General features: G+C 42.3%; 25 protein-coding genes. 14 read left to right on the top strand and 11 right to left on the bottom strand.

The window, feature by feature from the left end; all coding sequences use genetic code 11:
- Positions 1-40: 40 nt before the first annotated feature.
- The 9 genes from yjgA to ACO05V_RS14825 form a co-directional block, all read right to left on the bottom strand.
- A complete protein-coding gene (yjgA, locus tag ACO05V_RS14865) occupies positions 41-577 on the bottom strand; it encodes a ribosome biogenesis factor YjgA (protein WP_421853041.1) in 537 nt (178 codons plus the stop codon).
- A 6-nt stretch (positions 578-583) separates the two neighbouring features.
- Positions 584-1,936, bottom strand: coding sequence for a magnesium transporter (mgtE, locus tag ACO05V_RS14860; RefSeq protein ID WP_421853038.1), 1,353 nt, complete (start codon positions 1,934-1,936; stop codon positions 584-586).
- 7 nt (positions 1,937-1,943) lie between these two features.
- Entirely contained in the window at positions 1,944-2,213 is a 270-nt protein-coding gene (locus ACO05V_RS14855) for an HPr family phosphocarrier protein (protein WP_421853035.1), read from the bottom strand.
- 9 nt (positions 2,214-2,222) lie between these two features.
- Positions 2,223-2,672, bottom strand: coding sequence for a PTS IIA-like nitrogen regulatory protein PtsN (ptsN, locus tag ACO05V_RS14850; protein ID WP_421853032.1), 450 nt, complete (start codon positions 2,670-2,672; stop codon positions 2,223-2,225).
- Between the two features lie 16 nt (positions 2,673-2,688).
- Positions 2,689-4,161: an RNA polymerase factor sigma-54 gene (locus ACO05V_RS14845; RefSeq protein WP_421853029.1), complete on the bottom strand. Its 1,473-nt coding sequence runs from the start codon at positions 4,159-4,161 to the stop codon at positions 2,689-2,691.
- A 78-nt stretch (positions 4,162-4,239) separates the two neighbouring features.
- Positions 4,240-4,965, bottom strand: coding sequence for an LPS export ABC transporter ATP-binding protein (gene lptB, locus ACO05V_RS14840; RefSeq protein ID WP_421853026.1), 726 nt, complete (start codon positions 4,963-4,965; stop codon positions 4,240-4,242).
- Positions 4,966-5,493, bottom strand: a complete 528-nt coding sequence (lptA, locus tag ACO05V_RS14835) for a lipopolysaccharide transport periplasmic protein LptA (RefSeq protein WP_421853023.1) — start codon at positions 5,491-5,493, stop codon at positions 4,966-4,968.
- Positions 5,477-6,055 carry an LPS export ABC transporter periplasmic protein LptC gene (lptC, locus tag ACO05V_RS14830; RefSeq protein WP_421853020.1) on the bottom strand — a complete coding sequence of 193 codons (579 nt, stop codon included), beginning with the start codon at positions 6,053-6,055 and terminating at the stop codon, positions 5,477-5,479. The genes lptA and lptC overlap by 17 nt, the downstream gene beginning before the upstream one ends.
- Positions 6,055-7,035, bottom strand: coding sequence for a calcium/sodium antiporter (locus ACO05V_RS14825; RefSeq protein WP_421853017.1), 981 nt, complete (start codon positions 7,033-7,035; stop codon positions 6,055-6,057). Before ACO05V_RS14825 ends, lptC begins: the two co-directional genes overlap by 1 nt.
- 145 nt (positions 7,036-7,180) lie before the next feature.
- On the opposite strand from ACO05V_RS14825, the gene ACO05V_RS14820 reads away from it, so the two are divergent.
- The 9 genes from ACO05V_RS14820 (at position 7,181) to ACO05V_RS14780 (ending at position 14,089) form a co-directional block, all read left to right on the top strand.
- Positions 7,181-7,981, top strand: a complete 801-nt coding sequence (locus ACO05V_RS14820; protein WP_421853014.1) for an ABC transporter ATP-binding protein — start codon at positions 7,181-7,183, stop codon at positions 7,979-7,981.
- Positions 7,978-8,760, top strand: a complete 783-nt coding sequence (gene mlaE, locus ACO05V_RS14815; protein WP_421853011.1) for a lipid asymmetry maintenance ABC transporter permease subunit MlaE — start codon at positions 7,978-7,980, stop codon at positions 8,758-8,760. The genes ACO05V_RS14820 and mlaE overlap by 4 nt, the downstream gene beginning before the upstream one ends.
- A gap of 1 nt (position 8,761) precedes the next feature.
- Positions 8,762-9,226, top strand: a complete 465-nt coding sequence (gene mlaD, locus ACO05V_RS14810) for an outer membrane lipid asymmetry maintenance protein MlaD (protein WP_421853008.1) — start codon at positions 8,762-8,764, stop codon at positions 9,224-9,226.
- Position 9,227: 1 nt separating this feature from the next.
- Positions 9,228-9,845: an MlaC/ttg2D family ABC transporter substrate-binding protein gene (locus tag ACO05V_RS14805; protein WP_421853005.1), complete on the top strand. Its 618-nt coding sequence runs from the start codon at positions 9,228-9,230 to the stop codon at positions 9,843-9,845.
- 212 nt (positions 9,846-10,057) lie between these two features.
- Positions 10,058-10,294, top strand: a complete 237-nt coding sequence (locus ACO05V_RS14800; RefSeq protein WP_012070110.1) for a BolA family protein — start codon at positions 10,058-10,060, stop codon at positions 10,292-10,294.
- A 24-nt stretch (positions 10,295-10,318) separates the two neighbouring features.
- On the top strand, positions 10,319-11,581 hold the full coding sequence (murA, locus tag ACO05V_RS14795) for a UDP-N-acetylglucosamine 1-carboxyvinyltransferase (RefSeq protein WP_421853002.1): 1,263 nt from the start codon (positions 10,319-10,321) through the stop codon (positions 11,579-11,581).
- 1 nt (position 11,582) lies between these two features.
- Complete coding sequence (gene hisG / locus ACO05V_RS14790; RefSeq protein WP_421852999.1) at positions 11,583-12,227, top strand: ATP phosphoribosyltransferase; 645 nt, start codon at positions 11,583-11,585, stop codon at positions 12,225-12,227.
- Positions 12,228-13,538 carry a histidinol dehydrogenase gene (gene hisD, locus ACO05V_RS14785; protein WP_421852996.1) on the top strand — a complete coding sequence of 437 codons (1,311 nt, stop codon included), beginning with the start codon at positions 12,228-12,230 and terminating at the stop codon, positions 13,536-13,538.
- Positions 13,538-14,089, top strand: coding sequence for an SRPBCC family protein (locus ACO05V_RS14780; protein WP_421852992.1), 552 nt, complete (start codon positions 13,538-13,540; stop codon positions 14,087-14,089). Before hisD ends, ACO05V_RS14780 begins: the two co-directional genes overlap by 1 nt.
- Before the next feature lie 10 nt (positions 14,090-14,099).
- Here ACO05V_RS14780 and ACO05V_RS14775 read toward each other — a convergent pair whose 3' ends face one another.
- Positions 14,100-15,152: a S1C family serine protease gene (locus ACO05V_RS14775; protein ID WP_421852989.1), complete on the bottom strand. Its 1,053-nt coding sequence runs from the start codon at positions 15,150-15,152 to the stop codon at positions 14,100-14,102.
- A gap of 18 nt (positions 15,153-15,170) precedes the next feature.
- Here ACO05V_RS14775 and ACO05V_RS14770 point away from each other — a divergent pair, with 18 nt between their 5' ends.
- Positions 15,171-15,932, top strand: coding sequence for a Nif3-like dinuclear metal center hexameric protein (locus ACO05V_RS14770; RefSeq protein WP_421852986.1), 762 nt, complete (start codon positions 15,171-15,173; stop codon positions 15,930-15,932).
- A 75-nt stretch (positions 15,933-16,007) separates the two neighbouring features.
- On the opposite strand, the gene ACO05V_RS14765 is transcribed toward ACO05V_RS14770, so the two are convergent.
- A complete protein-coding gene (locus ACO05V_RS14765; RefSeq protein ID WP_421852983.1) occupies positions 16,008-16,463 on the bottom strand; it encodes a ZapG family protein in 456 nt (151 codons plus the stop codon).
- Between the two features lie 127 nt (positions 16,464-16,590).
- Between ACO05V_RS14765 and zapE the strand changes: the two genes are divergently transcribed.
- The 4 genes from zapE to ACO05V_RS14745 all read left to right on the top strand — a co-directional run bounded on the left by zapE (position 16,591) and on the right by ACO05V_RS14745 (position 19,702).
- Positions 16,591-17,691, top strand: coding sequence for a cell division protein ZapE (zapE, locus tag ACO05V_RS14760; RefSeq protein WP_421852980.1), 1,101 nt, complete (start codon positions 16,591-16,593; stop codon positions 17,689-17,691).
- A 152-nt stretch (positions 17,692-17,843) separates the two neighbouring features.
- Entirely contained in the window at positions 17,844-18,272 is a 429-nt protein-coding gene (gene rplM, locus ACO05V_RS14755) for a 50S ribosomal protein L13 (RefSeq protein WP_072839865.1), read from the top strand.
- A 14-nt stretch (positions 18,273-18,286) separates the two neighbouring features.
- Positions 18,287-18,679 carry a 30S ribosomal protein S9 gene (gene rpsI, locus ACO05V_RS14750; RefSeq protein ID WP_072839866.1) on the top strand — a complete coding sequence of 131 codons (393 nt, stop codon included), beginning with the start codon at positions 18,287-18,289 and terminating at the stop codon, positions 18,677-18,679.
- A 390-nt stretch (positions 18,680-19,069) separates the two neighbouring features.
- Positions 19,070-19,702 (top strand): glutathione S-transferase N-terminal domain-containing protein, encoded by a 633-nt coding sequence (locus ACO05V_RS14745; protein ID WP_072839867.1) that lies wholly within the window; start codon positions 19,070-19,072, stop codon positions 19,700-19,702.
- Positions 19,703-19,753: the final 51 nt, after the last annotated feature.

Genomic DNA, 19,753 nt, shown 5'->3' with positions numbered 1-19,753 from the left:
GCTAGGTTTTTTAGATGGATAAATGTCGTCTTGTTTAACGTTATTCTTTTAAGCCGAGACGCTTTTCTTCTGCCTCGCGTAAGAAGCGGAAAAGCTTTTTGCGGTTTGTGGTGTTTCCTTCTTGAGATACTTCTTTCTGGGATTGACGAATCAGCTGTCTAAGTAACTGAATGTCTTCAACCTGAGGGTTTTCCTCTATATATTCAGATAATACTTCTTTGCTGTTTTCACCAATTAGCATGTCGCGTTTTACTTCAAGCTGATGAAATAGCTTGTTGTAAGCGGCAGAGGTTGAATCGAAAAGCGCAACACGATGTGCTATAGCTTCATGGTCCTCTGTACGCATCACCTTGCCGATGTATTGCAAGTGTCTTCTCATGGCTTCATGTTGTTTGATGCGGCCAGCTTCAACGAATGCCTCGCGTAGTGTGTCAGACATTTCCACTTTTTTAAGCTGATTTTTGCTTAGGCCTAATAGTTTTTTTCCAAGATCTTGCAGGGCTTCCATTTCACGCTTGATCTGGGTTTTGCTCTTAGGGATTTCGTCGTCGTTTTCAAATTGATCAAAGTCTGTCATGGGAACCTATATTAGAAAAATAGTAGCGAGACCTAGGAAGGATAGAAATCCAACCACATCAGTCACGGTAGTCAAAATTACACTGCCTGCTAGGGCAGGGTCGATGCCAATTTTTTTCAGTAAAATCGGCAGAAGTGTACCAGTGGCTGCTGCAAATAGCAGGTTTATTATAATAGCGCCCGCAATGATATAGGCAATCTTGATGTTGTCAAACCAAAGTGCGGTAAGGATGGCTATAACGGTTGCCCAAAGAAGGCCATTGATTAACCCAACAATGAGTTCTCTGTTTAGCAGCCAGCGAGTATTTGTCGAGCCTATTTGATTTAGTGCAATACCGCGAATGACCAGTGTGAGTACTTGTGAGCCAGCGATGCCACCCATGCTTGCTACGATTGGCATGAGTATGGCTAACGCGACAACTTGGTCTAATGTATCTTGGAATAAGCCTATGACATAAGATGCGGTAAAGGCCGTTATTAGGTTTATGCCAAGCCACACAGCGCGTCGTTTGGTGGTTTTCATGATGGGTGAAAAGGTATCTTCGTCATCATCAAGGCCGGCCATGCTTAGCATGGAGTGTTCGGCTTCATCACGGATAACATCGACAACGTCATCGATGGTGATTCGGCCAAGTAGTTTTTTTGTTTTGCTGTCGATAACAGGAGCAGACACCAAATCCATCTTTTCAAAAAGTTGGGCTACTTCGTTAGCTGGAGTGTCTGCATCAATGACAGTGAATTCTGTTTCCATAATATCGCGTACGGTGGCGCTAATATCGGATACTAGTAATTTGGTGAGTGGCAGTGTGCCTAAAAGGCGATCTGAGCGGCTGACAACGAGTAGGCTGTCTGTCATATCTGGTAGTGTTGAGTGTCTGCGTAAATAGCGAAAAACCAGATCAATAGTAATATTCGGACGTATGGTGATGGTGTCCGTGTTCATCAAGCCGCCGGCAGAATCTTCCGAGTAGCTTAGTAGTGCTTCAACTCTTGCTCTATCTTGCGTGGACATTGACGCAAGAACTTCTTTTACGATCTTTTCTGGTAGGTGTTGAAGTAAATCAGCAAGGTCATCGCTTTCAAAATGTTCGGATACGGCGATAAGTCGCTCTGTATCCATGTTTTTCATGAATTGTACGCCAATATCTTCGCTTAGGTATTGAAGTACTTCACCTTCATTTTTGGCTTCAATTAATTCCCAAAGAAGTTTACGTTCTTTGGGAGGGGACGATTCTAATAGTCGAGCAACATCTTGAGCAGGCAAAGCGCCGTTAAGTAGATAACGGATTTGCATTGTGGTACCAGATTCGAGCGATTCGGTGACCGTTTGTAGATGATTAAGGGTGTTTTGCTCTGACATAAGGCCCTTACTCGTCTTCACCAAAACGGTTATTGATTAATTCTATAACCGCCTTAATCGCATCGCTCTCGTCTTCACCATTGGTTTTAACGCGAATTTCTGTGCCTTTTCCTGCTGCAAGCATCATCATGGCCATAATGCTTTTTCCGTCAACATTACGCCCATCTTTTTCAATGGTAATATCGCAAGAGAAGCGAGAGGTGGTTTCAACTAGTTTGCCTGCAGCGCGAGCATGCAAGCCAAGTTTATTTATGATTGTGATGGACTCTTCCTGCATGCTTTTTTCCTATATTAGTGAGTCAAATATATTGAATAATTCTTCATTCGTTTGTGCAGCGCGCAATTTATCCAATGATTCGGGGGATTGAGCTAGTTCTGCTATTTGAGCTAGTGTCGCAAGGTGTTGGTCGCACTCGTGAGGCGGAACAATTAATGCAAATATTAAGTCGACTGCTCTTTTATCGATAGAATCGAAACCAATAGGGTGTTGTAGTGACATAATAACAATAGCGGTATGATTTGCGGATTCTAGGCGACAATGTGGTATGGCGATGCCATTGCCTATGCCTGTACTGCCTAGCTTCTCTCTACCGAGTAATGCGTCATATACCGCTTCGTTGTCACAATGAAGTCGGTTGGACGCGACTTCGGCAATGCTTTCGAGCACACGTTTTTTACTGACGATATCTTGTTTTGCGAGAACGAGTTCCGCTTTTAATAATGATTTCAATGACATGATAAAATGTTTTCCGTTAGATCAGTCGTTTTCGTTCATTGGAAGGAGGGATGTTCATCGCCTCTCGATATTTGGCTACAGTACGTCGAGCAACCTGTATGCCTTGGTCTGCTAAAATAGCAGCTAGTTTGTTATCACTTAACGGTTTTTTTGCTGGCTCATCAGATACAAGCTTTTTAATCATAGCTCGTATTGCTGTAGAAGAACATTCTCCACCAGAGGCAGTATTTACATGGCTTGAGAAAAAATATTTCAGCTCAAAAATACCTTTTGGTGTGTGCATGTATTTCTGTGTTGTTACCCTAGAAATGGTTGATTCATGCATGCCGACTTCTTCGGCAACATCGTGAAGAACCATGGGTTTCATAGCTTCTTCACCTAGTTCGAAGAAATCGATTTGTCGACTTACAATGCAGCTAGCGACTTTCAATAGCGTTTCGTTGCGGCTTTGCAAGCTCTTCATAAACCATTTAGCTTCTTGGAGAGAGGTCTTTATGTAAGTTGCGTCTTCGGCTGTTGCCGCGGTGCTCGCCATTGCAGAGTAGGTTTCATTTATTTTAATGGGCGGTAAAGCGTCATTGTTTAATTCAACTTGCCATACATCATGACGCTTTTTCACGGTGACATCAGGAATAACGTAATCTGTATCGTCGGCATCAATTACTGAGCCTGGGCGTGGATTGAGCTGTTGAATCAAATTGACGACTTCTTTTAATGCTTCGTCCTTTAATTTTGTTTTACGGCTTAACTGAGTAAAGTCTCGATTGCCTAATAGAGGCAGATAATGATCAATGAGATTGTAGGTGCTCTTGTATAGCGGGTGGCTCTGGAATGCTTCTAGTTGCACAAGAAGGCAGTCGCGTAGATCAATTGAGCATACGCCAACAGGATCAAAGTGTTGCAATCTGTGTTGCACAGCGATGACTTCTTCTATGTCTAAATCTTCTAGTTCAGTGCCAAGGGATTCCCAAATGTCATCGGGAGAAATGCTTAGGTAGCCATCAGGTTGAACGCATTCAATGATAGCGTAAGCGATTTCAATATCTCGATCCGACATGTGGGTTAAGTTTAGCTGCCAGATAAGGTGATCTTGGATGCTTTCTGCCGGTGCGTTGCGGCTTTCAAAGTCGCCATCACCTTCATAACTATTATGGTCACTAACTGCGGCCGCTGAGCTTTGGTAAGTGTCATCCCAGTTACTGTCTATTGATAGCTCTTCAGGAATGCTTTCTGTCCACTCTGATTCTACACGTGCTTCTTCGCTATTATCGATGTTTGTGTCTGTCGCACTTTTTGATTCTATGCTAGCGGGGATGTCACTATGTGTTTGTTCGTCGTCGTCAAGCTCAAGTAGTGGATTAGATTCAAGGAACTCATGTATTTCTTGCTTTAAATCCAACGTAGAAAGCTGAAGCAAGCGAATGGCTTGTTGCAGCTGTGGTGTCATGGTCAGTTGTTGGCCGAGCTTTAATTGTAAAGACTGCTTCATGGAGCAACTCTTTCTTCTATTTGAATGAATTGGAACGAGTTATGCATACTACTCCCTTTCTACTGCAATGATAAGGGGTTACAGGCGGAAGTCGTCGCCTAAATAGACCTTTTTTACTTGTTCATTGTTGATGACTGTATTTGCATCTCCAGATGCGATGATGTAGCCATTGCCAACAATGTAAGCTTTATCACAGATGTCTAATGTTTCTCTAACATTGTGATCGGTAATTAGAACACCTATTCCACTTTCTTGGAGGTGTTTAATAATGTGTTTTATGTCTCCGACCGAAATTGGATCTACGCCGGCAAAGGGCTCATCAAGTAGGATGAATTTAGGGTTCATCGCAACCGCTCTTGCGATTTCTACTCTACGTCTTTCTCCGCCTGATAACGCCATGCCAAGGTTAGTACGAATATGGGTGATATGAAATTCTTCTAAGAGTTCTTCAAGTCTTTCTAATTGCATTGCTTTTGTTAGTTTTTTTCGGGTTTCTAAAATGGCTAAGATATTATCTTCAACTGACATTTTACGAAAAATAGAGGCTTCTTGTGGAAGGTAGCCAATGCCTTTTTGGGCTCGGGTATGCATGACATCATTTGTGATGTCTTGCCCATCAATAAATATACCGCCAGCATCGTTCGCAACCATTCCCACTATCATATAAAAACAAGTGGTTTTACCTGCACCATTTGGGCCTAATAAGCCAACAGCCTGGCCAGACTCAACTGAAATAGACACATCTTTTACGACTTGGCGTTTCTTATAGCTTTTTGCTAAGTGTTTTGCTTCTAAAATAGCCATTTATTTTTTGGCCTCAGGCGCTGGTTTGGATTCTGGTGCTTGCGGTTGCAATGTCATGGTTACCCGCCCTGAATCTTTTTTCTCTGCACTGAAGGTTCCATCTTGGATCATATATAGAATGTAATCTGCAGTGATGGAATTTTGCATTCGACTTAAGAAGCCTTTGCCAAAAATTTCCAATTTCGATTCGCTTGTTGAGTAATGGATTTCGTTTCCTTTACTGATCACAATGTTGCCGCTCCAGTCTATTTGTTGACTGAATTTTGCAGGTGTGCCTGTTGCTTCTAAACTGCTGAATTTTCGAGTGTTGGCATCAGTCGATATTTTTAGATATTCGGCGTGGATTTCAATGGATCCTTGTTTAACAAAGACGTTACCTTTATAGATGGCCTCGCCAGAATTTTGATCGAACTGTGCTTCATCAGCTTGGACTTCTAGTGGCTTATTTATGTCATCAGGGAGTGCATAGCTATAATGAGCAAACATAGCTGATGTAACCAATACACTGAAGTTAATGAATTGTTTCATATTTTCCTCGTACAGATCCTGTCATCACGACTTCTTCTGAATTTATGAAGGTTGTAATTTTGTCAGCGGAAGTTTCTCCTTGAGAGGAGACAAGTATTGGATTCCCATAGCTGGTTAATGACTGGTCTTTGTCTAAATAATGAATGCTGTCAGCGCTTAGCTTGATGTCTTCTGATTGAAGGTATCTTTTAGTTGCCTCGGCGTCTACGGTTAATAGAATATCATTACTTCCGTCTTCAATAACCCCTTTATCTGCTTTTGCACTCCAATGTCCTGATTTAGATTGGCGTTCAATGTAGGGCTTTTCTAATAGTGTTCTCGATTTTGTGATGTAATGTAGCGTCTTTTCGGCATCTAAAGTTTCTATAAGGGTGCCATCTATGTCGAATTCTTTTACTTTCACTTTGGTGATGAAATAGTCTGGTGAGCTACTTAATGAGTCTGTTTCAACAAGGTTTGGTTTTGGCATTACCCCATACCAGCCTAGAGAGGCCGCTAATATTAAAGCTACTCCAGTAATTATTAGGTTTTTTGGTTTTGTGAATTTTTCAAATAAAGACATCACACTGAACCATTTGTACTAATAATAAACAAATAAACACCATAAGACGCTATGAGAGGGATACCTACCCATCTAGGTATGCTGTTACCTTTGGTTTTTCTGAAGATGAAAATAGCAAGCGCAAGTGCGGCCGTTAAGCCTAGCACCCAAGGGAAATCTCGATTTATAACACTTTCATCCACTAATCCCGGTGCAATAAGGGCTGGTAAGGGCAATACAGTGGCCAAGTTGAAGATGTTTGATCCTAAAATATTGCCAATTGCGATGTCGTGATGGCCTTTTCTTACGCTGCTTACGGAAGCGGCTAGTTCGGGTAGGCTGGTGCCGACAGCGACAATAGTAAGGCCTATTACTAGTTCGCTGACTCCCAGTGCCGTTGCAATGCCTATTGCACCCCACACAAGAAGTTTGGAACTGCCTATTAATACAGCAAGTCCGATGATTGCAATGATGAAAGATTTACTGGCAGAGGTTCCATCGTCTTCAGGAAGGCCTTCTTTTAAGTCGCTTTCTAAATCCTTGCTGCCTTTTAATAGTATGATCAGGACAGCAATGAAAGCCGCGACGAGTATGACTCCATCCCATACACTAAGTGTTTGATCAATTAGTAAAAAGCCTGCTAGAAGAGTGATGGCTAATACAAGAGGAACTTCTTTGGTCGAGAGTCCAGATGCAATTGGAATAGCGGAGAATAGAAGAGTAATACCAAAAACAAGAGCGATATTGGCAATATTAGAGCCAAGAACGTTACCAACGGCAATTTCGGGCGCATTGTCGAGAGCCGCGATTGCAGAAACGACCATTTCTGGTGCCGATGTGCCAAAGGCTACTAGCGTAATCCCTATTATCATTGGGTTTACGTTTAGTTTTTCTGCTACAAGAGCGGCGTGCTCGATAAATTTGTCGGAGCTTATAACCAGTAAAACAAGCCCTACGACCAGGGCGATGGAAAACAACAGCATGGTATTGATATTACTCATAGATACAGGGGCTACCATTTAATGAGGTTTGACGTTGAAATTCAAGGCTTGATCTTATAAACAAGGTAGATTTGGCTGCTCTGTGATTTTATTTATCTAGGGGCGATGGTAGTATCGGTCGATATTCTATAGGGATTAAAAAGGTGTGTCAGTGGTAGATGCTTATATAACAGTCCAAGATGTTAGTTTTTTTAGGGGAGACCGTGCAATTTACGAGCACGTTTCTCTCACTATTCCACGAGGCAAAATAACAGCAGTAATGGGGCCAAGTGGAACTGGTAAAACAACGTTGCTGCGTTTGATCGCTGCGCAACTCGCTCCTGATTCGGGCACTATTTTGGTTGATGGGCAAAATGTTCACGCGTTATCTCGTTCTGAGCTTTATAAAGTGCGTAGGAAAATGGGCATGCTTTTTCAGAGTGGTGCTTTGTTTAGCGATATGTCTGTTGCTGAGAATATTGCTTTTCCCATGGAAGAGCACACTAAACTAGATGCTAAGACGATAGCGAATATCGTTGCGAAAAAGCTTTATAGCGTCGGTTTGCGCGGCGCTGCTGATTTGATGCCGTCTGAGTTATCTGGAGGGATGGCGAGGCGAGTTGCATTGGCTCGAGCGATTGCTCTAGATCCTGAGCTTGTAATGTATGACGAGCCGTTTACTGGGCAAGATCCTATTTCGAAAGGTGTTCTGGTGAAGTTAATACGTCAGCTAAATGACTCTGCAAATATGACGTCTGTTCTTGTTTCTCATGATGTTGAAGAGTCTCTTTCTATTGCCGATCATGTCTGTATTTTGGCTGGCGGGCGAGTTATCGCTGAAGGTTCTGCTGATGAAATTCGGGCTTCTGATGACCCTGAAGTGAAGCAGTTTTTAAACGGCGAGCCAGATGGTCCAGTTCCTTTCCATTATCCAGAAGAAAATATCTCTGATAGGGTGACTTCATGAAAAGTATTGGGTTATTAGGGGCGTCGCTATTGGATTGGCTTGAGGCTGTTGGTCGTGCTGGGATTTTCTTGGTGCAAAGTATTTTTAGAGTGCCGGTTCGGTTTAAAGAATCTATTAATTTGTTGGTAAAGCAGCTTTATTCTGTTGGGGTTTTATCTCTCGTTATTATTGTTGTTTCTGGTGCTTTTATTGGCATGGTTTTGTCACTTCAAGGTTATAGCATTTTGGCGAAGTTTGGCTCTGAAGAAGCGGTTGGTCAGTTGTTGGCGCTTTCTTTATTGAGGGAGCTTTCTCCTGTGGTAACTGCGCTGCTTTTTGCTGGGCGTGCAGGTTCGTCTTTAACGGCTGAAATTGGTTTGATGAAAGCAACTGAGCAACTCTCCAGTTTTGAAATGATGGGGGTTGATCCTTTGAGACGCGTGATTGCGCCTCGCTTTATTGCTGGCGTGATTTGTTTGCCGATCTTGAGTTTGATCTTTTCTGCATCTGGTATTCTTGGTGGGCATCTTGTCTCAGTTCAATGGTTGGGTGTTTATGATGGTGCGTTTTGGTCATCAATGCAGCAGTCTGTGTATTTTGACACTGATATTTTGAATGGTCTTATCAAGGCGTTATGTTTTTCAGTGGTTGTTACTTGGATAGCCGTTTATCAAGGGTATGAATGTGTTCCTACCTCTGAGGGAATTGGTAAAGCGACCACTCGTACAGTGGTTCTTGGTTCGTTAGCTATTTTGGCTTTAGATTTTGTATTAACCGCCGCTATGTTTGGGGATTTTTAGAATGAGAAGTAAACGTTCAGAGTTGTTGGTAGGGTGTTTTATAGTATTGGGTGTTGTTGCTCTGGTTTATTTGGCCGTTCAGGTTAGTGGTCTTGCCTTTTCTGCTAAGAAAGATACGTATCAAGTTGTTGCAAGATTTGACGATATTGCAGGATTGACAAGTCGAGCTAAGGTTTCTATCGCTGGCGTGACTGTTGGTAGTGTTGAATCCATTACATTCGATAAAGAATTGTATATGGCATTAGTGACGATGAACATTGATTCGGATGTTAATAATATTCCTACTGATAGCTCTATTGCTATTTTGACGAGTGGGTTGCTGGGCGAAAAATACTTAGGTATTTCTATCGGGGCTGATGATGAAATGCTCAAAAATGGTAGTGAAATTTTTGATACTCAGTCGGCTCTAGTTTTGGAAACTTTGATTAGTCAGTTTTTGTTTAAATCCGGTGATACGGAGAAGTAGTATGTCTAAGATTTTATCTGGTGTGTTTTTTGTGTTTGCCTTGTTTGGTTCAAGTTTAACTTGGTCAAATGTTGATGGTGCAAGGGATACTGTTATTAAAGTAGTAGATGCCTTTCGTACGGATATTGTTGCAGATAAAGCGGTGTTATCTAAAAATCCTGCCTTATTAGAAGAACGTGTTAATACTATTCTAACGAATGTGGTTGATTTTGATGATTTTTCTAAGAAGGTCATGGGGAAGTATTACCGCAGGGCATCGCCGGAGCAGCGTATTCGTTTTGCAAGTGTGACTAAGGATACTTTGTTAAAAACGTATGGAGCGTCTTTGCTTGAGCTTGATGCTGATCGAATTAATGTTTTACCTCTTGGGCCGCAAGGACGAGGAAAAGAGACAAAAGTCGATGTCGACTTCCAAATGGAGTCCGGCGGTATGTTAAATATCAGCTTTTACATGGAAGAGTCTAAAACTGGTAATTGGATGCTGAGTAATGTGGTGATTAATAATATCAATTTTGGCTTAACCTTTCGTAAGCAGTTTGGCGTCATGATGGAGCAAAATAGAAATGATATTGAGCTCGCCATCTCGGCTTGGAAAGAGTCTTTAGCTAAGAAATCTTAATTTAAGCACTGCTGGTTTGCGCCACATAGAATCTGAATCCATTAAGTGGATTCGGATTTTTTGCTTTTTGGGCTGTGAGTATTGTCAGTCTTGATTAAAATCTTAGAAAACAAGTGGTTTTTTATTCAGAGTTAGGCTTAGAGGTGTTAAGTAGTTGGCTGTACTCATGTAGAATAGGAGGAATCAAGCATATTTTATCTATTGGAGCGACTGTGAACGCAGGTGAAGTTAAAGCACTTTTAGAATCCTCTATCCGCAACTGTGAAGTGGTTGCCGAAGGAGAAGGTTGTAATTTTCAAGTAGTTGTAGTGACAAGCGAATTTGAGGGTCTGTCGACAGTTAAGAGGCAGCAGCTTGTGTATTCACATCTTCAAGAAGCTATTTCCAGTGGCGCCATTCACGCCGTTACAATGAAAACTTACACGCCAGAACAAATAAGCAAGCTATAAAAGCTATTATAAGAGATTAAAAATATGGATAAGCTTCTGATTACCGGTGGTACTCGGCTTAATGGTGTTGTTCGCGCTTCAGGTGCGAAAAATGCCGCGTTGCCAATTTTAGCGGCAACCTTGTTAACAAAAGAATTGATCACGATTAAAAACCTTCCTCATTTACATGATATTACTACTATGCTTGAGCTGCTTGGCTCTATGGGTTGTGGTGTTGTTGTTGACGAAAAAATGAGCGTTCAGCTAGATGTTTCAACGCTTAATAACTGCGAAGCGCCTTATGATCTCGTTAAAACCATGCGTGCTTCTATTTTGGTACTTGGTCCTTTAGTGAGTCATTTTGGTAAAGCGGTTGTATCACTTCCAGGTGGTTGCGCCATTGGTAGCCGGCCTGTTGATTTGCATTTGCGTGGTTTGGAAGCAATGGGTGCAACAATCTCTGTAGAAAGTGGTGATATCGTTGCCAGTGTTGATGGTCGCCTCAAGGGTGCGCGTATCTTCTTTGATAAAGTGACCGTTACTGGTACTGAAAACTTACTAATGGCGGCTACGCTGGCTGATGGTCAAACCATTTTAGAAAACGCGGCTCGTGAACCCGAAGTAGTTGATTTAGCTGAGTGTCTAATTGCAATGGGCGCTAAAATTACAGGTCATGGTACGGACACTATTATCATTGATGGCGTTGAAGCGTTGCATGGCACAAGCTATCCCGTCATGCCAGATCGTATTGAAACAGGTACTTTCTTAGTTGCGGCTGCGATTACAGGTGGCAAAGTGCGTGTTATCGATACTAATGTTAAATCACTTGAGGCTGTGCTTTCTAAATTGGAAGAGGCTGGAGCGAAAGTGACTTGTGGTGATGATTGGATTGAAGTGGATATGGAAGGTCGCCGTCCAAATGCTGTCAATATCAGTACTGCGCCTTATCCTGCGTTTCCAACTGACATGCAGGCTCAGTTTGTTGCTTTGAACTCCATTGCAAACGGCGTTGGACGAGTCATCGAAAATATCTTTGAAAATCGCTTCATGCACGTAGACGAAATGTTACGCATGGGGGCTGATATTGAGGTAAACGGCAACACGGCAATCGTCCGCGGTTGTGAGCGTTTGAAAGGTGCGCCAGTAATGGCAACCGATTTGCGTGCTTCTGCTAGTTTAGTGCTTTCTGCTTTAGTCGCAGACGGTGATACAAAGATTGATCGCATCTACCATATTGACCGTGGTTATGAGTGTATTGAAGAAAAATTCGGTTCATTGGGTGCGAAAATTTCACGGGTCTTAAATTAATATGAGTAAAACATTAACGATTGCGCTGTCGAAAGGGCGCATTCTTGGTGAAACTTTACCGCTTTTAGAAAAAGCGAATATTGTTCCAGTTGAAGATATTAGTAAAAGCCGCAAGTTAATATTCGATACCAATCATGAACATATTAAGTTGGTTATTTTGCGTGCGACTGACGTCCCAACTTATGTTGATCACGGTGTGGCAGACTTTGGTGTGGCTGGTAAAGATGTGTTGATGGAAGCATCGACAAAAAACCTTTACGAGCTGCTAGACCTTAAAATAGCGAAATGCCGTTTGATGACGGCAGGCGTTGTGGGTCAGCCTTTGCCAAATAGACGCTTAAAGGTTGCTTCTAAGTTTATAAAAACGGCAAAAGCGTATTTTGCTGAGCAGGGCATTCAGGCTGATGTCATTAAACTATATGGTGCGATGGAATTGGCACCTATTATGGGCTTAGCAGATCTTATTGTAGATATCGTGGACACTGGCAATACGCTAAAGGCAAATGGTCTTGAGGCTCGTGAGTTAATTGCGCCGATCAGTACGCGTTTGGTGGTCAATAAAGCGGCTTATAAAACCAAGTACTCTGAAATTGAGCCTATCTTAGAAATGATAAGACGTGCGGTTGACGATAACGAGGGTAAATAATTGAACCTTAATATTCGAGAATTCTCTTCTAACTCTGATGGTTTTCGCTCTGAGCTAGAGTCTTTACTTGCGTGGGACTCAGTGTCTGATGCCGGCGTGCAAAAAGCAGTTGCCGATATTGTTGAGCAAGTTCGCGTTAAAGGTGATGAAGCGGTGATTGAGTTCACTAATCGCTTTGATCGCCGTCAAGTTACTTCTTCTTCTGAACTTGAGATTTCGCGTGAAGAGTTGGCTCTTGCGAAAGGTCGAGTCAGCGCAGAACTGGTTGCTAGCTTGGAAGCGGCTGCAAAGCGTGTTCATGATTACCACGAGCGTCAAAAACAGCCGTCTTGGCAGTATCAGGAAGATAACGGTACCGTGCTTGGTCAGAAAGTGACGCCTTTAGATCGTGTTGGTGTTTATGTGCCAGGCGGTAAAGCGGCTTACCCTTCATCGGTATTAATGAATGTAATGCCTGCAAAAGTGGCGGGTGTTGGCGAAATTATCATGGTGGTGCCAACACCTGATGGTTTGGTTAACGATATCGTTTTGGCGGCGGCGTATATTGCGGGTGTAGATCGTGTATTCACCATTGGTGGTGCGCAGGCTGTTGCTGCGTTGGCATATGGCACTCAAACTATTCCAAAAGTCGATAAGATAGTTGGCCCTGGTAACATCTACGTGGCCACTGCTAAGAAGATGGTGTTTGGTGTCGTCGGTATCGATATGATCGCCGGACCTTCTGAAATACTTGTTGTGTGTGATGGTAAAACTGACCCTGATTGGATTGCGATGGATTTATTCTCGCAAGCAGAACACGATGAGGATGCTCAATCTATTCTGATCTCTCCTGATTTGGCTTTTATAAAAGATGTAAAAGCTTCTATGGAGCGTTTGATTGAAACGCAAAGTCGCAAAGATATTATTAAAGCTTCCCTAGAAGGTCGTGGTGCCTTTATCCATGTTGAAAATATGGATGAAGCCATGGATATTGCGAACATCGTTGCTGCTGAGCACCTTGAGTTGTCGATAGATGAGCCAGAAAAATGGGCGGAAAAAATTCGTCATGCTGGTGCGATTTTCATGGGGCGTCATACACCAGAGGCATTGGGTGATTATTGTGCAGGACCTAACCATGTTTTGCCAACGTCTGGTACGGCAAGGTTTTCATCTCCTTTGGGGGTTTATGACTTCCAAAAGCGTAGTTCGTTGATTTACTGTTCGCCTGAAGGGGCCAGTGAATTGGCAAAAATTGCTTCTCCTTTGGCTCGTGGTGAGTCGTTAGAAGCGCATGCTATGTCGGCGGAATATCGTATTCTGAAGGATTCTTAATGGCGAGTAATTCACCGCATCCGGCTGCTCTTTATAAGCTGCGAAAGGTAACGCGCATTTCAGCGTTAGTTATCCTACTTCTGGTTGTTGTTGGGTTCTTTATGCCAGCAGATTATCGGGTGGAGCGTAGTGTTTTTATTCATGCTCCTCGCGATGCGGTTTACCAAGATATGCTTCAGGGTGATCGCTTACCGAATTGGATGTTTGTCCAAGATGGTAAAGTGGCTTCATTTGAAGGTGTTTTGGGTGAGGGGAACTCTGTTGCCTTGTTTTACGATAAAACCGCCGATCAAGGCGTTTTATCGGTGATTGAATCGACTGAAGGTGTTGTGCGTTTTGATGTGCGCCTCAAGCCGAAAGTAAATCTAGTCCATAATCAAATTGTCTTGCAAGAAAGCAAAGATGGAACTTTGGTTAAATGGACGATAGAAGGTAGTCTTAGTGCTGGCTTGTTGAGTCCCTATCTTGCTATGTTTGCCAATGATATTGCGGGTAGTAATTTTGAGCGTAGTTTGCAAAAGCTGAAAGAGCAGGTTGAACTCCAGCAGTAGCTTTTTTGTGTTAATAAGTAATACGTTGCATCGTGGGTTGTTTTTCTAGCATGATATTTGTCTGATAGGATTGCTGCCCACGAATACCTACCAATGAGATGTGAGTTCCAGGTTTTAGTGAGGCTATTAGGTGTCTTATCTTAAATGGGTCTTCGCTCGGCGTGTTGTTAATTTTAAGTATTATGTCGCCAACTTCTATACCGGCTTTATCGGCTGGGCTTTCTTTTGTTATGTCGCTTACCAAGAGCCCGTGCTCTGACGGTAATAGTAGGTTTTTGGCCAGAGTTTTTGTAATCTTTTGAGCGTCCATTCCTAGATATCCTCTTACAACTTCCCCATGTTTTATGATGTCAGTCATTACGTCAAGAGCGTCATCAATTGGAGTTGCAAAGCCGATACCTTGAGAGCCTCCAGTGCTTGAATAAATGGCCGAGCTAATGCCGATAAGTTCGCCTTTTAGATTGACTAATGCGCCACCTGAATTGCCTGGGTTTATAGCTGCGTCGGTTTGTAGGAAGTTCTCGTAGGTGTTAAGTCCAATGCTGTTTCGGCCTTTGGCGCTAATAATGCCGGCTGTGACTGTTTGTCCTATTCCAAACGGGTTGCCTATGGCGAGGATTTTGTCGCCCACGGATATGTTGTCACTATTGCCCATTTTTATGTTGGGAAGGTTGGGTAGGTCAATTTTTAAAACGGCTAGGTCGGTTGATGGGTCTGAGCCAATGAGCTTTGCTTCAACACGTCTATCGTCATGAAGGGCGATAACAATACTTTGGGCGTTTTGAATGACGTGATGGTTAGTGAGGATGAAACCATCCTTTGTTGCTATGACACCAGAGCCTAGGTTGATGCTGTGTTTTGCTGTGCTTGAGTCGTTTAGGCCTTTTTGTTGCATGACTTGCGTGTAGATGTTAACAACAGAAGGCGTGGCTATTTTTACAGATGTTGAATAGCTGGAGTCGGCAATTTTTTGCTTCTCTTGGATAAGTAGTACCGCTAGACCTATACAAGTACCAGCGAGAATAGCGATAATGATGGGTATCCAGTAGGTTTTTTGATTCATAAAGTTTAAGGAGTTGTTTTGCTACGCAGTGAATTTGAGTTATTGCTTAATAAGACATTCAGTCCAAGTCGCTTCCAAGATTATGCGCCCAATGGTTTGCAGGTGGAAGGGAAAAAAGAGATTAACCGCGTGGTTACAGGTGTAACTGCAAGTCAGGCGCTGATTAATGCTGCTATTGATTATAAAGCAGACGCAATCTTCGTTCATCATGGTTATTTTTGGAAAAATGAAGATCCACGAATTATGGGTATGAAATATCGACGCATAGCTGCTTTGATTAAGAATGACATCAATTTGTATGGCTACCATTTGCCGTTAGATGCGCATCCAGCGCTGGGAAATAATGCCGGGTTGGCTAATGCGATAGGACTTATAAATCGCTCTGGCTTGCAGGTTGGTGTTGCTATTGAAGAGTCTATCGGTATCGTTGGTGAGTTAATTGAGCCAGTTTCGGCTGATGTGTTTCGAAGAATGATCGAGACGGCCGTTGATCGTAATGTATTGTTTGAGCGTGTTAATGATCAAACAATACAGCGTGTAGCGCTGTGTACTGGTGGTGCTCAGAGCTACATAGAGCAAGCTGTAGCGGCTGGTGCAGATGTATTTATCACGGGTGAAGTTTCTGAGCAGACAATTCATATTGCGCGAGAAATGGGGATTCACTTTGTTGCAGCAGGGCACCATGCGACTGAGCGTTTTGGAGCAAGATCTGTGGCCGCGTATTTGACGAATGAGTGTGGTTTGGATGCGGTTTTTGTTGATATAGAAAACCCTGCATAGTGAAGGTGCTTAATCTTAATAGATAAAAAAACGGGCTTTTTAAAAGCCCGTTTTTTTATTGGTGTGTTTTTCTTATTAAATAGTGCGCTTGGGTTCAATGTCGATATTTTTATCATTAAAACCAAATTTCTCACTAAGCATACCTGGCTCTTTGTCTTTTTTTAACGCGTAATCTCTTGGCGGTTCGAAAGATTCTGCTTCAACAGTGTCAGAGTTGTTTGTCTCGGTAATACTTCGTTCAATTTTTACATTACTTAATTGGCTTGCGTTATCGGCAAGAGTGTTTCTTAGTTCGGTCAGGCGTTTTTCGACTGACATTAGGTGCTCGTTGCTGTCGGTGAAGAAGTTATCGATTATGACTTGCTTGTTGTCTAGCTCTTGTTGTAAAGACTTCATGGTGATGATGTTTGAACTTGAATCAGTTTTCTTGCTGTTGTTTTTCGCGCTGTAGCTTTTAAGAGCAAGTGTAGCGACACAGCCAATAATGATGCCGGTGATAAAGATAATAATATTGAATTCTTCTAAGTTCATGACTTTCTCCAAAAAACAGATAATCCATTATAGCGAAACCACCTCTACGATAACAGCTTGATAGGTGTTGTTTAAGTCGCAATTTGTTAGAATGCGCATAATTTACTAATTGAACGAAAGAGCGGCGATGACACCCATTACACGTTACAAGCAAGATTTGACCAGATTAGACTTTAATTATGATCCAGCTCAAGAGGAAGCGGTAGAAGCACTTCAAGATTTATTTGACCGATTGGTCGCTAATCAAGCCGATAAACCTTCAGGTGGCCTTCTGGGGCGCTTTTTAAAAAAGAAAACGCTGTCTGTTGAGCAGGGGGTGTATTTTTGGGGAGGTGTTGGTCGAGGTAAAACCTATTTAATGGATACTTTCTTCGATTGCCTACCTACAGAAAAGAAAATGCGCCTACATTTTCATCGCTTTATGCAGATGGTTCATCAGGAGTTACGCAAGCTTCATGATGTGAAAAATCCACTGGAGATAGTTGGAAAAGAAATTGCCTCAAAAGCGCAGATATTGTGTTTTGATGAATTTTTTGTCACTGACATTACTGATGCTATGATTTTGGCTGGTTTACTTGAGGTGCTATTTGAAAATGGAACAACCTTGGTGGCAACTTCTAATATAGAGCCAGACGGATTGTATAAAAATGGTTTACAGCGTGCGCGTTTTTTACCTGCTATCGATCTAGTGAAAAAGCACACTAAAGTGATGAATGTAGATGGTGGCATAGATTATCGATTGCGCACCTTGAAACAAGCTAAGCTTTATCATTTCCCGTTAAGTAAGGAAGCCGATGAGGCTTTGAATGAGCGTTTCATGAGTTTGATTTCTGATGCCTCTCATATCGTTGAGGGTGGTGCTGCAGAAATTGAAGGTCGAAACATTCCTTTGTTGCGAAGCTGTGAAGATCTTGCTTGGTTTGATATTAAGGCGTTGTGCGATGGTCCGAGAAGTCAGGTTGACTACATTGAGTTGGCGCGCCTTTATAGTACGGTGATTGTTTCTAATTTACCGCAGATGGATGCATCGCGGGATGATTTGGCAAGGCGTTTCATTAATTTGGTAGATGAGTTTTATGATCGTCATGTTAAGATGATTTTCTCTGCTGAAGTGGCTATTCCAGATATTTATACTGGTACGCGATTGGCCTTTGAATACGATCGTACAGTGAGCCGATTATTAGAAATGCAATCTGAAGAGTATTTGTCTTTAGAGCACCGTCCTTAAGTGTATTTCGACTTTTATATTTCATTGGGTTGGTGTATACTTCGCTCGCCTTTTTAAAGGTAAGTGTACGTTGATCAAATATCTAGTATTTGGCCAACCAATAATAATAGGTATAGCGTGTCATTGAACACGCGTATTGAAAGGGTTTTTTGATGAAAACTTTTACAGCTAAACCTGCTGAAGTTCGCCGCGACTGGTTCGTGGTTGATGCTGAAGGCAAAACTCTAGGCCGCTTGGCTACTGAAATTGCTCGTCGTCTACGTGGCAAGCATAAAGCTGAATACACTCCGCACGTTGATACTGGCGATTACATCGTTGTTGTTAACGCTGAGAAAATTCACGTTACAGGTAACAAAGCAGCTGCTAAACAATATTACCGCCATACTGGTTATCCAGGCGGCTTGCGTTCTATGAATTTCGAGAAGTTGATTGATCACGCTCCTGAGCGTGTTCTTGAAATCGCCGTAAAAGGTATGTTGCCAAAAGGTCCTTTGGGCCGTGCAATGCACAAGAAAATGAAAGTGTACGCTGGTACTGAGCATCCACATGCTGCTCAACAGCCTCAAGCCCTTAACATTTAATACGGAAGATCATTATGTCAGCTACTCAATACTACGGTACAGGTCGTCGTAAAACGTCTACCGCTCGTGTGTTCCTTAAAGCGGGTTCTGGTAACCTAGTTATCAACAACCGTACTCTTTCTCAGTACTTCGGTCGTGAAACGGCTCAGATGGTTGTTCGTCAACCTCTTGAACTTGTTGGTGCTACTGAAAAATTTGACGTTTACATCACTGTTAAAGGTGGTGGTATCTCTGGTCAAGCTGGTGCGATCCGTCACGGTATCACGCGCGCATTGATGCAATATGACGAGACTCTACGTCGTACTCTACGTTCTGCAGGATTCGTTACACGCGACTCTCGTGAAGTTGAACGTAAGAAAGTTGGTCTACGCAAAGCACGTCGTCGTCCTCAGTTCTCTAAGCGTTAATTTTCGCTTTGGAATTATTATCAAAACGCTTGGTGTTTTCGCCAAGCGTTTTTTTTGCTTGAAATAAAGTCAGTTGTAGTATTCTTGCAACAAAATGATTTTTCTAAGAAAAATTGTTTGAAAATAATGTTAGAATAGCTGGGCTTTGAAATTCATGGTTCATAAGTTTGTTTTTAGTTTGCTGCGTGTTGCTTGATGTCTAGGTTTGAAATGTGTCTCTGCATAGTATTAAGTTAAAGCCTTGTTTTATAAAAGGTACGTAAGTAAATATTCCATGAAAGATTTTCTGTGTTGGCGATATCGTGTAATAATTTTGTTACTTCGTCATCATAATATAGTTTGTTCCCTCCTTTGAAGGGGACGTAGATGTTTTCAATATAGGGGTTAGACATGGGTGTTATTGCAAAGCGCTCCTCAATGACGTTCTTCTCTGATGGAGAGGATCATTACAGCCATCGAGTTCGTATTGTACTGGCTGAGAAAGCCGTCACAGTGGACATCATAGATGTAGACCCGTTTAACAAGCCAGACGAGTTGGCGGATGTTAATCCATACAATGAATTACCAGCTTTAGTCGATCGCGACTTGGTTCTTTATGAGCCAAATGTCATGATGGAATATTTGGATGAGCGTTTTCCACATCCACCGTTGCTGCCAGTTTATCCTGTTGCTCGTGCTGAAAGTCGTTTGTTTATGTATCGTATTCAGCGTGATTGGGCGAAGCTGGTTGACTTGATTCTTACTAGTAAAGACAAAGAAGCTGTTGCTAAAGCACAAAAAGAATTGCGTGAAGGGTTATTGAACGTTACTCCGATTTTTGAAGAAAAACCTTACTTCATGAGTGATGAGTTTACTATCGTAGATTGTTGTTTGGCTCCAATCTTGTGGCGTTTACCTATACTAGGTGTAGAGATTCCTAAAGATCAGGCAAGAGCATTATACAAATATATGGATCTGGTTTTTGCTCGTGAGTCTTTCCAAGAAAGCCTTTCTGAAGCAGAGCAAGAAATGCGTTTAGACTAAACTGAGGCTTTATCTCGGTTTGGTTAAGTAGTAAAAGAGGAGCTTATGGCT

The sequence above is a fragment of the Marinomonas sp. genome, from assembly GCF_965225885.1.
Taxonomy (GTDB): domain Bacteria; phylum Pseudomonadota; class Gammaproteobacteria; order Pseudomonadales; family Marinomonadaceae; genus Marinomonas.
Note: the sequence above shows the minus strand (reverse complement) of the source record. Positions and strands in the feature narration are given on the sequence as shown.

Excerpts from the sequence above, each read along its gene's own strand:
- yjgA (WP_421853041.1), bottom strand. The coding sequence starts at position 577 with ATGACAGACTTTGATCAATTTGAAAACGACGACGAAATCCCTAAGAGC.
- mgtE (WP_421853038.1), bottom strand. The coding sequence starts at position 1,936 with ATGTCAGAGCAAAACACCCTTAATCATCTACAAACGGTCACCGAATCG.
- ACO05V_RS14855 (WP_421853035.1), bottom strand. The coding sequence starts at position 2,213 with ATGCAGGAAGAGTCCATCACAATCATAAATAAACTTGGCTTGCATGCT.
- ptsN (WP_421853032.1), bottom strand. The coding sequence starts at position 2,672 with ATGTCATTGAAATCATTATTAAAAGCGGAACTCGTTCTCGCAAAACAA.
- ACO05V_RS14845 (WP_421853029.1), bottom strand. The coding sequence starts at position 4,161 with ATGAAGCAGTCTTTACAATTAAAGCTCGGCCAACAACTGACCATGACA.
- lptB (WP_421853026.1), bottom strand. The coding sequence starts at position 4,965 with ATGGCTATTTTAGAAGCAAAACACTTAGCAAAAAGCTATAAGAAACGC.
- lptA (WP_421853023.1), bottom strand. The coding sequence starts at position 5,493 with ATGAAACAATTCATTAACTTCAGTGTATTGGTTACATCAGCTATGTTT.
- lptC (WP_421853020.1), bottom strand. The coding sequence starts at position 6,055 with ATGTCTTTATTTGAAAAATTCACAAAACCAAAAAACCTAATAATTACT.
- ACO05V_RS14825 (WP_421853017.1), bottom strand. The coding sequence starts at position 7,035 with ATGAGTAATATCAATACCATGCTGTTGTTTTCCATCGCCCTGGTCGTA.
- mlaE (WP_421853011.1), top strand. The coding sequence starts at position 7,978 with ATGAAAAGTATTGGGTTATTAGGGGCGTCGCTATTGGATTGGCTTGAG.
- mlaD (WP_421853008.1), top strand. The coding sequence starts at position 8,762 with ATGAGAAGTAAACGTTCAGAGTTGTTGGTAGGGTGTTTTATAGTATTG.
- ACO05V_RS14805 (WP_421853005.1), top strand. The coding sequence starts at position 9,228 with ATGTCTAAGATTTTATCTGGTGTGTTTTTTGTGTTTGCCTTGTTTGGT.
- murA (WP_421853002.1), top strand. The coding sequence starts at position 10,319 with ATGGATAAGCTTCTGATTACCGGTGGTACTCGGCTTAATGGTGTTGTT.
- hisG (WP_421852999.1), top strand. The coding sequence starts at position 11,583 with ATGAGTAAAACATTAACGATTGCGCTGTCGAAAGGGCGCATTCTTGGT.
- ACO05V_RS14780 (WP_421852992.1), top strand. The coding sequence starts at position 13,538 with ATGGCGAGTAATTCACCGCATCCGGCTGCTCTTTATAAGCTGCGAAAG.
- ACO05V_RS14775 (WP_421852989.1), bottom strand. The coding sequence starts at position 15,152 with ATGAATCAAAAAACCTACTGGATACCCATCATTATCGCTATTCTCGCT.
- ACO05V_RS14765 (WP_421852983.1), bottom strand. The coding sequence starts at position 16,463 with ATGAACTTAGAAGAATTCAATATTATTATCTTTATCACCGGCATCATT.
- zapE (WP_421852980.1), top strand. The coding sequence starts at position 16,591 with ATGACACCCATTACACGTTACAAGCAAGATTTGACCAGATTAGACTTT.
- rplM (WP_072839865.1), top strand. The coding sequence starts at position 17,844 with ATGAAAACTTTTACAGCTAAACCTGCTGAAGTTCGCCGCGACTGGTTC.
- rpsI (WP_072839866.1), top strand. The coding sequence starts at position 18,287 with ATGTCAGCTACTCAATACTACGGTACAGGTCGTCGTAAAACGTCTACC.
- ACO05V_RS14745 (WP_072839867.1), top strand. The coding sequence starts at position 19,070 with ATGGGTGTTATTGCAAAGCGCTCCTCAATGACGTTCTTCTCTGATGGA.